Annotated in this window: 7 protein-coding genes, 2 rRNA genes and 1 pseudogene; 3 read left to right on the top strand and 7 right to left on the bottom strand. The window is 47.5% G+C overall.

Annotation, left to right across the window (positions count from 1 at the left end; genetic code table 11):
- Window positions 1-19: 19 nt before the first annotated feature.
- The 4 genes and pseudogenes from FM037_RS01540 to argC form a co-directional block, all read right to left on the bottom strand.
- Window positions 20-1,242, bottom strand: a pseudogene (locus FM037_RS01540) (argininosuccinate synthase).
- A gap of 76 nt (window positions 1,243-1,318) precedes the next feature.
- Window positions 1,319-2,227, bottom strand: coding sequence for an ornithine carbamoyltransferase (locus tag FM037_RS01535; RefSeq protein ID WP_144044542.1), 909 nt, complete (start codon window positions 2,225-2,227; stop codon window positions 1,319-1,321).
- A 105-nt stretch (window positions 2,228-2,332) separates the two neighbouring features.
- Window positions 2,333-3,118, bottom strand: a complete 786-nt coding sequence (gene argB, locus FM037_RS01530) for an acetylglutamate kinase (protein ID WP_144044541.1) — start codon at window positions 3,116-3,118, stop codon at window positions 2,333-2,335.
- A 23-nt stretch (window positions 3,119-3,141) separates the two neighbouring features.
- The gene (gene argC, locus FM037_RS01525; protein WP_144044540.1) at window positions 3,142-4,122 is read right to left on the bottom strand and encodes an N-acetyl-gamma-glutamyl-phosphate reductase; all 981 of its coding nucleotides are present in this window, start codon (window positions 4,120-4,122) and stop codon (window positions 3,142-3,144) included.
- 264 nt (window positions 4,123-4,386) lie between these two features.
- On the opposite strand from argC, the gene argE reads away from it, so the two are divergent.
- The 3 genes from argE to FM037_RS01510 all read left to right on the top strand — a co-directional run bounded on the left by argE (window position 4,387) and on the right by FM037_RS01510 (window position 8,870).
- Window positions 4,387-5,538: an acetylornithine deacetylase gene (gene argE, locus FM037_RS01520; protein WP_144044539.1), complete on the top strand. Its 1,152-nt coding sequence runs from the start codon at window positions 4,387-4,389 to the stop codon at window positions 5,536-5,538.
- Between the two features lie 156 nt (window positions 5,539-5,694).
- Window positions 5,695-8,328 carry a phosphoenolpyruvate carboxylase gene (gene ppc / locus FM037_RS01515; protein ID WP_144044538.1) on the top strand — a complete coding sequence of 878 codons (2,634 nt, stop codon included), beginning with the start codon at window positions 5,695-5,697 and terminating at the stop codon, window positions 8,326-8,328.
- Window positions 8,328-8,870, top strand: coding sequence for a DUF1439 domain-containing protein (locus FM037_RS01510; RefSeq protein WP_144044537.1), 543 nt, complete (start codon window positions 8,328-8,330; stop codon window positions 8,868-8,870). The genes ppc and FM037_RS01510 overlap by 1 nt, the downstream gene beginning before the upstream one ends.
- A gap of 80 nt (window positions 8,871-8,950) precedes the next feature.
- Here FM037_RS01510 and FM037_RS01505 read toward each other — a convergent pair whose 3' ends face one another.
- The 3 genes from FM037_RS01505 to FM037_RS01495 form a co-directional block, all read right to left on the bottom strand.
- Window positions 8,951-10,225, bottom strand: a complete 1,275-nt coding sequence (locus FM037_RS01505) for a CinA family nicotinamide mononucleotide deamidase-related protein (protein WP_144044536.1) — start codon at window positions 10,223-10,225, stop codon at window positions 8,951-8,953.
- A 498-nt stretch (window positions 10,226-10,723) separates the two neighbouring features.
- Window positions 10,724-10,839 (bottom strand): 5S ribosomal RNA (gene rrf, locus FM037_RS01500).
- A 174-nt stretch (window positions 10,840-11,013) separates the two neighbouring features.
- Window positions 11,014-13,916 (bottom strand): 23S ribosomal RNA (locus FM037_RS01495).
- Window positions 13,917-14,248: the final 332 nt, after the last annotated feature.

The following is a 14,248-nucleotide window of genomic DNA, read 5'->3' as shown; positions in this document are numbered from 1 at the left end:
TTAAATAATCTGCCGCGATTTACAGAGCTTTCAGTGCTCTGATGCGACTAGAGAGCGAGTAGAGACGAATAAAGCCTTCAGCATCTTTCTGGTTATACACATCATCTTCACCAAAAGTCGCAAATTCTTCAGAATACAGGCTGTTAGGTGAGCGCTTCTTAACCGCTTGAGCCTGACCCTTGTAGAGCTTAATAACGACTTCACCATTAACTAACTTAGCTAAGGGCCCGGAAGCTGCTAGTAAGGACTCACAAAGAGGAGTGAACCAACGTCCGTCATAGACCAGCTGAGCCATCTGCGCGCCAACTTGCTCACGCCACTCACGGCTCGTCTTGTCGAGTACCAACTCTTCGATGGCACGTAGCGCCGCAAACATCACAGTGCCACCTGGAGTCTCATAACAACCACGAGACTTCATGCCTACCAGCCTGTTCTCTGTGATATCTATTCTGCCTACACCATGGGCTCCTGCCACTTCGTTTAGCACCATGAGTGCCGCGTAAGGAGACAGGGCCTCACCGTTAACCTTAGTGATCTTGCCCTGCTCTAATTCCAGCGTCACATATTCCGGGGCATCCGGTGCATCTTCAGGTGCAACTGTCATGGTCCAAACACCTTTAGACGGTTCGTTCCACGGATCTTCCAACTCGCCACCTTCGTGTGAAATATGCCAGGCATTGGCATCACGACTGTAAATTTTGGTTATCGAAGAGCTTGTCTCGATATTACGCTCGGCCAAGTAGTCGAGCAGATCCTCACGACTCACCATCTCCCATTCACGCCATGGAGCGATCACTTTGAGCTCCGGAGCCAGTGCGGCGAAACAGCCTTCGAAACGAACCTGATCGTTGCCTTTACCGGTACAGCCATGACAGACGGCATCGGCGCCGACCTTACGTGCGATTTCTACCTGAGCCTTAGCAATAATAGGTCTGGCCATAGAAGTGCCGAGTAAGTAAGTACCTTCATAGATGGCGCCAGTGGCTATGGTTGGGTAGATATAATCGGCAACCAGTTCTTCTTTAAGGTCGACGATATAGCACTCGGAGGCACCCGAAGCAATCGCCTTGGCATGGAGGCCTTCGAGCTCGGCATCTCCCTGACCCACATCGGCACAGAAGGCAATAATTTCACAATTATCATAGGTCTCTTTTAGCCAGGGGATAATGGCCGACGTATCCAGTCCCCCGAATATGCCAGAACAACTTTTTTCACATCTGTTTTCTTTACTTGATTCGACATCTTTGTTTCCTAATTCCTGATACTTGCTCACCGAAACTTCGATGAGAGATAAATATGTTTACGTCTAGAGCTTGTCTTACTGACCCAGCAAGGTCACGAGTACGGCGTTTTGTGCATGCATTCGATTTTCAGCTTGCTGCAAGATAAGTGAACCCTCACCATCGACCACCTCAGCTGTAGCCTCGACTTCACGATATGCTGGCAAGCAGTGCATGAAAAAGTTAGCGCCCGCTTTTTCCATCAGAGCAGCATTGACCTGATATGGACCGAACTTAGTTTTGATATCGGCCATATCAGTCTCGTCACCCATAGAGATCCAGGTATCTGTGTAAATAGCATCTTGCTCACCCATCGCCTCAATATCTGAGGTCAGAAACAGGGAGCCACCATGCTTAGCCGCTAGCGCTTGCGCCTGTACCACAACTTCTCCATCGGGAAAGTGCCCAGGAGGGCAAACAACCGTCATCTTAGCGCCGAGAATTGCGGCGCCGAACATCAATGAGTGGGTCACATTATTACCATCACCGATATAAGCGAGTTTAACTTGACTAACATCGTCAAACTTCTCAGATAAAGTGAGGAAGTCTGCTAAGCCCTGGCAAGGGTGGTAGAGATCCGATAGCGCATTAATCACAGGCACACTGCCATGCTCAGCCAGGCCTTCTATGGTCGAATGTAGATAGGTTCTCGCCACGATAGCGTCGGCCCAACATGATATATTGGCAGCAAAATCGGATACCGGCTCACGTTTACCTAAGGCACCATTTTGCTGATCCAGGTAGAGACAATGGCCACCAAGTTTATTGATGCCGATATCGAAACTAACACGAGTTCTCAATGAAGGCTTCTCAAATAACATCACCACACTCTTACCGTCCAAGGCATGACGATACTCGGCTGGATTAGCCTTAATTTTTTTCGCCAGGGACAATAGGTCTTTCAGTTGCTCTTGAGTTAGATCTTTTATCGATAACAGGTGGTTCATAGTTACTCTCCTCTGATTGGCAGCATAATCCAACCCTTATTCTGGTATTCAGTTAGCTGCGTCGCGGCTAGCTCAAATTTAATGATAATGATTTTAAAGTGAAAACTAGTTAGGTTGAATCTGTGTTCCCACCGACTGACCATTTGACAGGGCTAACAATTGCTCTGCACTTCTCCACGAAGCCACTTGTACTGGCTGGCCCATAAGTTCGGCGACGTCCAGTGCAGCCTCGACCTTCACTTTCATACCTTTCTCTATAACGCCTATATGAGTGAGCTCTGCTACCTGCGCCCTATTGAGACTCTTAATTAATTGGCCCTTGCCATCGAGCACACCCGAGACATCGGATAACAGCACTAGCTGACCATCGACAAGTTTTGCCAACACGGTCGCGGCTTGATCGGCATTAACGTTGAGTTGCTGGCCACTTGCGTCGATTGCAATCGAGCTAACAATCGGTAACCAAGCCTGAGAGAGAATAAATTCAAGATAAGTCGCATTCTTAGGTGAAACTTCACCGACAAATCCTAGCCTTTCATCTTTAATCTGAGCCGTTACAATATCGCCATCACCCAAGCTCATGCCGATGGCCGAAATACCGGACTTTATCGCCGCGGCTTGCAACAATTTATTCGCGGTTCCGGCTAGTGCACCCACTATGACAGGCACTTGTGCCGCAGGAGTGACCCTTAGTCCGTCTAATTTCTCAGTTTCCATACCATTGGCAGTGAGCTGTTCATCGACGATGCAGCCGCCCCCATGTACCAAGATAATCTTCTGCCCCTTGGCAATCATCTTAGCCACAGTATCCATCAATCTGTTCATGCCCATCTCACACTGCAGTAAGGCACCACCAACTTTAATCACTAATGTTTTGTTACTCGTTGACATAGTTATCTACTCGCCTAATGAAATTAGTATTTAAAATGAATCTTTATGCACTGATGAGCCTGACTAGCTGCGCCTTTCATCAAATTATCAATTGCACTCGCAACCACCAGATAACCCGTCTGGAGATCGAACTTCCATCCCAGATGACAATTGGGTGTATTGACCACATCATCCACCTTAGGAAATTGGTTGTGCTTCACCGTAACAAGAGGCGCGTTATCATAAAATGAGTATGCCTTGGCAATATCAGCTTCAGTGGTTCCCGCAGCGAGCTGTGTGGTAATTGTCGCGAGTATGCCACGTTTAAAATTACCTAAGTGTGGAGTAAAAATCACTTCCTGACCTAGCTGAGTGGCAATTTCAGGCTGATGCCTGTGGCCCAATACTCCGTAGGGCGTTAAACTCACTTCACAAAAACTGGTTTGAAGTTGTGCCTTTCTACCGGCTCCTGTGACACCGCTCACGGCGTTGATCACAGGCAGCGTACTGGTTAACAAAGATGCTAATGGCTTTAATGCGGTGAGCGATGCAGTTGGATAACACCCTGGGACGGCGATCATCTTACTGTCGGCAATCTCGGCACTATTCCACTCGGCCAGGCCATAAACGGCATTAGATAATACTTCAGGATAGTCATGCTCGAAGCCATACCATTTGGGGTACAGAGCCTTATCGGCAAACCGATAGGCACCGCTTAAATCGAATACTGCCAGACCTTGTTCATAAAACCAGGCCGCCAGATGTAAACTGACATTATGATCGGTCGCTAATACTACTGCATCGGCTTGTTCAACAATTAAAGTCTTAGCTTCTTGCGATAATGGAGAGAGGCATAATGAGATATGACTATATACGGGATAGAGCTCAGATAATGGCTTACCTTTGTCTAAGCTATTCTCAGAAACATACAGACCTTGAATCTTCAAGTTTGCATCGGCATAAATAAGAGAGGTGATCTGTGCGCCCGTGTAACCACTAGCGCCGATAATGGCAATGCTTTTCATAATCTATGACTTCTTAATTTTTGAACGAGATAAAAGGAAAAAGAGGGGGCACAACTTAAGCCCTGGTAGAAACACCAATGTTGACAAGTTTATCGTCGCAGGAAGTCTGTTAATGTGACCTTTTTGTTAATTTTAGTGTATGAAATTATCATTTTTACTCTCAGTAATTAGCACTGTATTCTGGTACTCGCCTTAGCTGTTTGCTAGACTATCACAGCTAACTATTTATGCAATATATTTGAATATATATTTTAAAGGTGAAATATGACCCAAATTCCAGATCTGAAAACGAGTTTTACTCAGCTCATAGCGACACCTTCAATTAGCGCTCTCGAAGTCGAGCAAGATATGAGTAACCAAGGCGTGATAGATCTATTGCATACCTGGTTCAATGATCTAGGCTTTCAATGTAAGATTCAAGCCGTACCGAATTCCCGTAATAAACATAACTTCATCGCCTCCTTTGGCGCTGGTAGTGGTGGTCTTCTACTCGCCGGCCACACAGACACAGTACCATTCGATGAGGGTCGTTGGAGCCAAGACCCATTCACTCTAACGGAAAAAGATAACCGCTGGTACGGCCTTGGCACATGCGATATGAAGGGATTCTTTGCCCTCATATTAGAAGCGCTAAAAGATATGCCACTGAAGAATTTCAAACGTCCTCTACACATATTAGCCAGCGCCGATGAAGAAACCACCATGAATGGAGCTAAAGCCTTTGCCGAGGAAAAATCTATCTCACCCGATTACGCCATCATCGGCGAACCAACCAGCTTAAAACCCGTTTATATGCATAAAGGCCATCTGACTCAAGGCATAAGAGTCACGGGTCGAAGTGGCCACTCTTCTGACCCTGCAAAAGGGCTAAATGCCATCGAAATAATGCATCAAGTGATGGGACAACTGCTGAAACTCAAGCAACATCTAGCCGACAACTATCATGAAGACGCATTTAGCGTACCTTATCCAACGATGAATTTCGGTCATGTACATGGCGGCGATGCAGCCAACCGAATCTGTGGCTGCTGTGATCTGCATATCGATATTCGCCCACTACCTGGCCTGGCATTAGAAGAGCTCGAGCAGTTAGTCCTTAATTACCTTGCACCTATCAGTGCTCAGTTTCCCGGCAGTATTCAAGTTGCACCGCTTTATCCAGGATCCGAGCCTTTCGCCGGCAACGCACAAAGCAGCTGGAGTAAACTGGTGGCAGAGTTATCTTCGAGCAGACCAGAGGTCGTTAACTACGCGACCGAAGCCCCCTATATTGCTAAACTGGGTTGCCAAACCTTAGTATTAGGCCCAGGCAGTATCGAACAGGCTCATCAGCCCGATGAGTTTCTCGACACCGCCTATTTGAAACAAACCGTCGAGCTGCTCAAACAGCTCATCTATCACGCCTGTATTAAATAGGCTCTCTTGCACTAAATGCCACTCGAGACTAAATTGTTATTCCAGTCTAAAGTGATATGGCACGCATAAGCTCACAATATCTGGGTTGTCTATATTGACCTAAGCCGTTAACCCTAGGTATTGTGGTCGATTAGCGAAATTCTTTATGGAGTAAGTATGGCTGATATGTATGCGTCTTTAAGGTCTAACGTTGGTACCTTAGGACAGATTTTAGGTGACACAATACGCACCAATTTAGACGATGCTTTTCTCGATAAGATAGAGCAGATCCGTCAATTAGCGAAAAGCTCCAGACAAGGGGATGAGACCTCACGAGATGAGATGCTCAAGTTACTCACCGCACTACCGGATAAAGAATTAGTGCCCTTTGCGAAAGCATTCAACCAATTTCTAAACTTGGCCAATATCGCCGAGCAATTCCATACCATCAGCCGCAATTGCGACGAGTTAGTATGTGTTCCCGATCCAGTAGAGCAGTTATTGGGTAGAGTGTTGAGCAGCAATATCGATCAAGAGAAGATGCTCGATTGCCTGCAGAACCTAGATATCGATCTGGTATTGACCGCTCATCCGACAGAGATATCCCGCCGAACCCTGATCCAAAAATATTCATCGGTTATCGATAGTCTCGCCGCACTTGAAAACCCACAACTTAGCCAGCGAGAGAAGAAACAACAGCATCTTCGCCTAAGGCAACTCATCGCTCAGATCTGGCATACTAATGAGATACGCCACGAGCGACCAACTCCGGTAGATGAAGCCAGATGGGGCCTTAGCACCATAGAAGTCTCTCTCTGGCAAGCTATACCGGATTTTCTCAGACAGCTCAATGAGCAAGTAGAAGAACGTACCGGCAAGCAGCTACCTATCGACATTTCACCAGTGCGATTCTCCAGCTGGATGGGTGGAGATCGTGATGGCAACCCGTTTGTCACGGCCCTAGTCACACAAGAAGTACTAGACAGAAACCGTCACACCGCGGCGCGTTTATATCTGAAAGATATCGTTTTACTGGTCAATGACCTCTCTATGGAAGAGGCTAACGATGAACTATCCGCGTTAACTAACAATAGCCACGAGCCCTATAGAGATGTGCTCCGCGAACTCAGAGTTAAACTGCGTAACACCATAGATTACCTCAATGAGCGCCTCGAAGGCCATAATCCTGAAGTGGATCACAGCTCCATCATCTGGCATGAGAGTGATCTCAAAGAGCCACTGATGATGCTATACAAGAGCCTGTCCGATACGGGTATGAGCCTGATTGCCAACGGCCTCTTGTTAGATATGTTACGTCGCATAGCCTGTTTTGGCATACATATGCTCAGACTCGATATCCGCCAGGACGCCGAACGCCACAGTGATGTTATTGCCGAGTTGACCCGCTATCTGGGTATGGGAGACTTCAACCACTGGGATGAAAATGAGAAGCAAGCATTCCTCTTAAGGGAGCTCACCAGTAAACGTCCGTTAATCCCCACGAATTGGCAACCGAGTGCCGATGTCGCCGAAGTCATAAGCACCTGTCGACTGATAGCGACCCAACCTGCAAGGGCTCTTGGTTCCTATGTGATATCTATGGCAAGCAAGCCATCGGACGTGCTGACTGTATTACTTCTACTCAAAGAAACAGGCTGCCCTCATCCAATGCGAGTGGTGCCACTGTTTGAGACTCTGGACGACCTCAATAATGCTGCAACTTGTATGTCGGCACTCTTCGCCATCGATTGGTACCGTGGATATACCAAAGGCCATCAAGAGATAATGATCGGCTATTCAGATTCAGCCAAAGACGCCGGCGTTATGGCGGCGGCGTGGGCTCAATATCATGCTCAGGAGCAACTGGTTGAGATAAGCCGACAAGCCGATGTGAAGCTCACCCTGTTTCATGGACGAGGTGGTACCATTGGCCGTGGGGGCGGGCCCGCTCATGAAGCAATTCTGTCTCAACCTCCTGGATCTGTCGATGGGCGCATCCGCGTGACCGAGCAAGGTGAGATGATCCGTTTCAAGTTTGGTTTACCCAAATTAGCCGTTCAGAGCTTAGCCTTATATACCTCGGCAGTAATGGAAGCGACCTTACTTCCACCACCAGAGCCTAAGCCAGAATGGCGTGCCTGTATGCAACAGCTAGCCGAAGAATCGGTGAAGGCCTATCGTGCAATCGTCAGAGAAGAGCCAGATTTTGTGGCATATTTTCGCGCCGCGACTCCCGAAGTCGAGCTAGGGAAATTACCTCTGGGTAGTCGTCCGGCAAAACGTAAGGTCGACGGCGGTATTGAAAGCTTACGTGCTATTCCATGGATCTTTGCCTGGTCGCAAAATCGCTTGATGTTACCTGCCTGGCTAGGTGCTGGTGAGGCACTTCAGGCTGCAATAGACAGAGGTGATATGGCTTTACTACAAGAGATGGAGCAAGAATGGCCCTTCTTTAAGACCCGTATATCTATGCTAGAGATGGTTTATGCCAAGGCCGAACCTAATTTGGCTAAATACTACGAGACCTGTCTGGTACCGGAGAACCTTCATCACCTGGGCGAAGCATTACGTGAAAGATTGGCCACGGGTGTTAAGGCCGTATTAGAATTGACTCAATCTGACACCTTGATGTCCCATACTCCATGGAACAAGGAGTCGATTACCTTACGTAACCCGTATATCGATCCACTGAACTTCATGCAGGCCGAATTATTAGCCAGAACACGCAAGGAAGATTCATCGACTAATGTTGAACTCGCCTTAATGCTCACCATTGCCGGTGTTGCTGCTGGCATGAGAAACACAGGTTGATGAAAATACTCAGCCTTACAGTTGGCTTTATCTTGCTGCTTTTGACTGGCTGCGTCAGTCAATACAGCATCACAGAGAGCGAGTTAGAAGATTATCTATCGGATGAGATTCATTTCGAAATTAAAGAGGGTAATCAACTCTTTGGAATCGATATGCGCATCAATAATATCGAAGTCAAATTGGGACATAAAGCAGATATTATGGCGGTCTCGGCTTTGAGTATCATCAAGGTACGTAACCCCTTGATGCCATTCAAAGCCGAACTGGAAACGACCTTTGAGGCAAAGCCTTGGTATGACGCTGCGAACCATAGCGTCTATCTCAAAGATCTTAAGCTAGTCGAGATAAAATCTAGCCCAAAAGACTTCGATAAGGCCATCCAACAGTTTTCTCCCCAACTGATGCTCTTCTTAACTCAGTTTCTGGAAACTCAGCCTGTCTATGTGCTCGATACCAATGAATCTAATCAGGCACTCATTGCTGAGATGACTAAACGCATCCAGGTACAACCAGGAAAACTTCAGTTAATCTTTGACGAATGAGTTCAATTATCTAAGCAGATTGCAATCAAGACTCGCTTGATTGCAATCTGCTATCTTTTAGGCTATTTCCTGTTCCAACCTTACTTACTGAATCTGCTAAAAGACGAGTAATCCACGATAACAGCCTCACCTAAGAGCTCACGCCTTAGCATGTCATAAGCCACTGCAGTACTTAATGCTCTCACTAATGCACGGGAACGACTCGGCAGTTTCAGCATCTGACTATGTACACCATATTTAGTTGCCAATGCTATCGCTACAGTCCCAACTGGCTTATCTGCCGATCCGCCTTCCGGACCAGCAATGCCACTGGTCGCAAGTGCGTAATTACTACCTAATATATTACGGGCTCCCTTGGCCATCTCTTCCACAGTTGCAATAGATACTGCGCCGTAATCATCCAGAGTCTGAGGATTAACCCCGAGAACTTTGACCTTAGCTTCATTGCTATAAGTGACTAAACCATGATCTAAGTATGAGGAGCTACCAGGGAATGCAACCAAGCCACTGGTGATCATGCCACCAGTACATGACTCGGCAACGCTGAGACTAAGTCCTGAGTTTACTAATTTATTATGGATCTCTTGATCCAGTGTAGTGACATTTTCCGCCACAACCGCATTACCCAATAAAGCCTTGATCTCAGATTCAATTCTAGGCAAAGAAGTGATTGCAGTTGCACCTCGTGCAAACAGCTTAATCTCGATATAAGGCATATAAGAGCGATAACCTAAGATGATTCCTTCGGGTAAAGGAATAGCCTCCAATCGATCTGCGAGTGCAGACTCACCGTTACCCAGAGTGAGCAGCTTCTTCACAGCAACCGAAGTCGAAGCCGCAAACCTATCCTCAACGAAGGGAATAAACTGCTCAGTGACCATGCGCTTAAATTCAAATGGTACCCCAGGGGTAAAGAACAACCAGGCACGATTGAACTTTACGGCGAAGCCACAAGCTGTGCCAACCGGGTTATCAATCATCAGAGCTGACTCAGGTAGGAATGCCTGCTTAAGATTACTCTCGGCCATAACTCGGCCATTACGGGCGTACCAATCTTCAAGCTTAGTACGCCACTCGGTATTCTCGACTAAAGGAACCCCCATAGCCAAGGCCATAGCCTCAGTAGAAAGATCATCACTCGTCGGGCCTAAGCCACCATTAACCAGTATGATATCCGCTTCTAAGCTACGCTCTTTAAACACCGCAATCAGATCTTCCAGGCGATCACCGACAGTCACCCGTCGCTGACACTCAATTCCCTTGTCCATAAGCGTATTAGCAAACCAGGCGGCATTGGTATCCACTATCTGTCCCGCTAACACCTCTTCGCCCGTACATATCATCTCTAGCTTCATCGATACACCATAAACCAGCAATCCATTAATAGCAGCTAAAGTAACAAGCCCACTATCAATAGCAATACCTGCTAAGGATTTAATTGAGAATACGTTCATTTAAAATGACAGAGAGATTTAATAGATCAGCAAGGCTGGTCAAAAGTAAAAATGACGAACATACAGTCGTAGCGCGTAGCAGGTTTGCTGCAGCTGGGGAGCAAGCCACATGGGTGTCTGGAAATGGCCCGGCTTGGAATCGTCATGATACTTGCCGAAGGCCGAACCACATGGGGGCGGAGAAGTAGCGCTTTGGATGCGGAAACAAAGAGCGGAGGCGCCTTCCAATGGCCCGGCTTCGGGCAAGAGCTTCCCCCTACTAGCATATAAAAGGATGCATGCTGCGCATGCGCTATCTATATTCCCCATGTGAGAAGCTCATTTCAAAAGCTGTTAAACGAAAAAATCCCCAACACTAGGTGCTGGGGATTTATCGACTCTCTTTACGAGAAATTAGGCGCCTGGAAATGACCTACTCTCACATGGGGAGACCCCACACTACCATCGGCGCGATTGCGTTTCACTTCTGAGTTCGAGATGGATTCAGGTGGGGCCACAATGCTATGGTTTCCAGACTAATTTGACGATTACTTTCAGCTTTTTAAAAAAGCTAAAGGTAAAAGAATTTAGAAAGCTGTATCTAGATTTCTCTAAATAATAAATAATTAGGTTCGACTTAAATCAAGTTCGTATTCTTTTGTGCTTATGAAGTAACACACACACTAACTACACAAACCCATCTGGGTTGTATGGTTAAGCCTCACGAGTCATTAGTACAGGTTAGCTCAACGCCTCACAACGCTTACACACCCTGCCTATCAACGTCCTAGTCTCGAACGGCTCTTTAGAGGAATTAAATTCCTAGGGATGACTCATCTTAGGACTCGCTTCCCGCTTAGATGCTTTCAGCGGTTATCGATTCCGAACGTAGCTACCGGGCAATGCTATTGGCATAACAACCCGAACACCAGCGGTTCGTCCACTCCGGTCCTCTCGTACTAGGAGCAGCTTCCTTCAATCATCCAACGCCCACGGCAGATAGGGACCGAACTGTCTCACGACGTTCTGAACCCAGCTCGCGTACCACTTTAAATGGCGAACAGCCATACCCTTGGGACCGACTTCAGCCCCAGGATGTGATGAGCCGACATCGAGGTGCCAAACACCGCCGTCGATATGAACTCTTGGGCGGTATCAGCCTGTTATCCCCGGCGTACCTTTTATCCGTTGAGCGATGGCCCTTCCATACAGAACCACCGGATCACTATGACCTACTTTCGTACCTGCTCGACGTGTATGTCTCGCAGTTAAGCTGGCTTATGCCATTGCACTAACCGTACGATGTCCGACCGTACTTAGCCAACCTTCGTGCTCCTCCGTTACTCTTTGGGAGGAGACCGCCCCAGTCAAACTACCCACCAGGCACTGTCCTCAACCCCGATTCAGGGGCCTGAGTTAGAACATCAAAACTACAAGGGTGGTATTTCAAGGTTGACTCCATCAGAACTAGCGTCCCAACTTCAAAGTCTCCCACCTATCCTACACATGTAGGTTCAATGTTCAGTGCCAAGCTATAGTAAAGGTGCACGGGGTCTTTCCGTCTAGCCGCGGGTATACGGCATCTTCACCGCAATTTCAACTTCACTGAGTCTCGGCTGGAGACAGCGTGGCCATCATTACGCCATTCGTGCAGGTCGGAACTTACCCGACAAGGAATTTCGCTACCTTAGGACCGTTATAGTTACGGCCGCCGTTTACCGGGGCTTCGATCATGAGCTTCTCCGAAGATAACCCAATCAATTAACCTTCCGGCACCGGGCAGGCGTCATACCGTATACTTCCTCTTGCGAGTTTGCACAGTACTGTGTTTTTGATAAACAGTTGCAGCCACCTGGTATCTGCGACTGCCAGCAGCTTAAGGAGCAAGTCCATCACCGCCGGCAGCGTACCTTCTCCCGAAGTTACGGTACCATTTTGCCTAGTTCCTTCAGCCGAGTTCTCTCAAGCGCCTTGGTATTCTCTACCCAACCACCTGTGTCGGTTTGGGGTACGATTCCTACTAACCTGAAGCTTAGAAGATTTTCCTGGAAGCATGGCATCAACTACTTCAACCCCTTGGGTCTCGTCATCAGTCCTCAGTCTTGCAATTTAATGCGTATTCCCGGATTTGCCTAAGAATACAACCTACAACCTTAAACGCGGACAACCAACGCCGCGCTAGTCTAGCCTTCTCCGTCTCTCCATCGCAGTTAGCAGAAGTACAGGAATATTAACCTGTTTCCCATCGATTACGCCTTTCGGCCTCACCTTAGGGGTCGACTTACCCTGCCCTGATTAACATTGGACAGGAAACCTTGGTCTTTCGGCGAGGGAGTTTTTCACTCCCTTTATCGTTACTCATGTCAGCATTCGCACTTCTGATACCTCCAGGATGGGTTACCCCTTTCCCTTCAACGGCTTACAGAACGCTCCTCTACCGCACCAGTGCAAGCACTAGTACCCATAGCTTCGGTGTATTGCTTAGCCCCGTTAAATCTTCCGCGCAGGCCGACTCGACTAGTGAGCTATTACGCTTTCTTTAAAAGATGGCTGCTTCTAAGCCAACTTCCTAGCTGTCTAAGCCTTCCCACATCGTTTCCCACTTAGCAATAACTTTGGGACCTTAGCTGATGGTCTGGGTTGTTTCCCTTTCCACGACGGACGTTAGCACCCGCCGTGTGTCTCCCGAGTAGTACTCATTGGTATTCGGAGTTTGCAAAGGGTTGGTAAGTCGGGATGACCCCCTAGCCTTAACAGTGCTCTACCCCCAATGGTATTCGCTCGAGGCGCTACCTAAATAGCTTTCGAGGAGAACCAGATATCTCCCGGTTTGATTGGCCTTTCACCCCCATCCACAAGTCATCCGCTCATTTTTCAACATAAGTCGGTTCGGTCCTCCAGTTGATGTTACTCAACCTTCAACCTGCCCATGGATAGATCACCGGGTTTCGGGTCTACACCTTGCAACTAAACGCGCAGTTAACACTCGGTTTCCCTACGGCTCCGCTATTCGCTTAACCTCGCTACAAAATGTAAGTCGCTGACCCATTATACAAAAGGTACGCAGTCACGGTCTCAAGAACCGCTCCCACTGCTTGTACGTATACGGTTTCAGGTTCTATTTCACTCCCCTCACAGGGGTTCTTTTCGCCTTTCCCTCACGGTACTGGTTCACTATCGGTCAGTCAGGAGTATTTAGCCTTGGAGGATGGTCCCCCCATGTTCAGACAAGATGTCACGTGTCCCGTCCTACTCGTTTTCATCTATAGTTAGTTTTCATGTACGGGGCTATCACCCTGTGCCGCTGAGCTTTCCAACTCATTCCACTAACACCCCATAGACTTAAGGGCTAATCCCCGTTCGCTCGCCGCTACTAGGGGAATCTCGGTTGATTTCTGTTCCTCCGGGTACTTAGATGTTTCAGTTCCCCGGGTTTGCCTCACTACACTATGTATTCATGTAGTGATACTCACTTATGTGAGTGGGTTTCCCCATTCGGACATCGTTAGCTCAAATGCTTGTTACTAGCTCGCCAACGCTTTTCGCAAGTTACTACGTCCTTCATCGCCTCTGACTGCCAAGGCATCCACCGTATACGCTTAGTCACTTAACCATACAACCCACATGGGTCTTTATCCGCTTGCCACTGTACTGTTATGCAGCGTTACTCAAACTCACTTGTCGGTTATGTAGTGAACTACACGCCCTCCTCGTTCGCTTTCGCGTCTTGCCTAACAACACATTGACTGCGCTAACAGACTCAATATTCTCTACGGATAGTAGAAAACAAATTGTATCGCAACTAATGGTGTTTACTTTCGCCAAAAGAATACTCTTGAATTGCATCGCTGCAATTCGGCACTTGATTTAAGTGTTTGAGAACTCAATTATTTATTTTTCGCGCTAATGCTATTAATAACAACTTACAAGTAAGTCGCTATCCCT

This window comes from Shewanella psychropiezotolerans, assembly GCF_007197555.1.
Classification (GTDB): Bacteria; Pseudomonadota; Gammaproteobacteria; order Enterobacterales; family Shewanellaceae; genus Shewanella; species Shewanella psychropiezotolerans.
The sequence above is the reverse complement of the archived record's forward strand: the minus strand, read 5'-3'. Positions and strand labels throughout refer to the sequence as shown.

Coding starts and splice junctions, on each gene's coding strand:
- FM037_RS01535 (WP_144044542.1), bottom strand. CDS start 2,227: ATGAACCACCTGTTATCGATAAAAGATCTAACTCAAGAGCAACTGAAA.
- ppc (WP_144044538.1), top strand. CDS start 5,695: ATGGCTGATATGTATGCGTCTTTAAGGTCTAACGTTGGTACCTTAGGA.
- argE (WP_144044539.1), top strand. CDS start 4,387: ATGACCCAAATTCCAGATCTGAAAACGAGTTTTACTCAGCTCATAGCG.
- FM037_RS01505 (WP_144044536.1), bottom strand. CDS start 10,225: ATGAAGCTAGAGATGATATGTACGGGCGAAGAGGTGTTAGCGGGACAG.
- FM037_RS01510 (WP_144044537.1), top strand. CDS start 8,328: ATGAAAATACTCAGCCTTACAGTTGGCTTTATCTTGCTGCTTTTGACT.
- argC (WP_144044540.1), bottom strand. CDS start 4,122: ATGAAAAGCATTGCCATTATCGGCGCTAGTGGTTACACGGGCGCACAG.
- argB (WP_144044541.1), bottom strand. CDS start 3,118: ATGTCAACGAGTAACAAAACATTAGTGATTAAAGTTGGTGGTGCCTTA.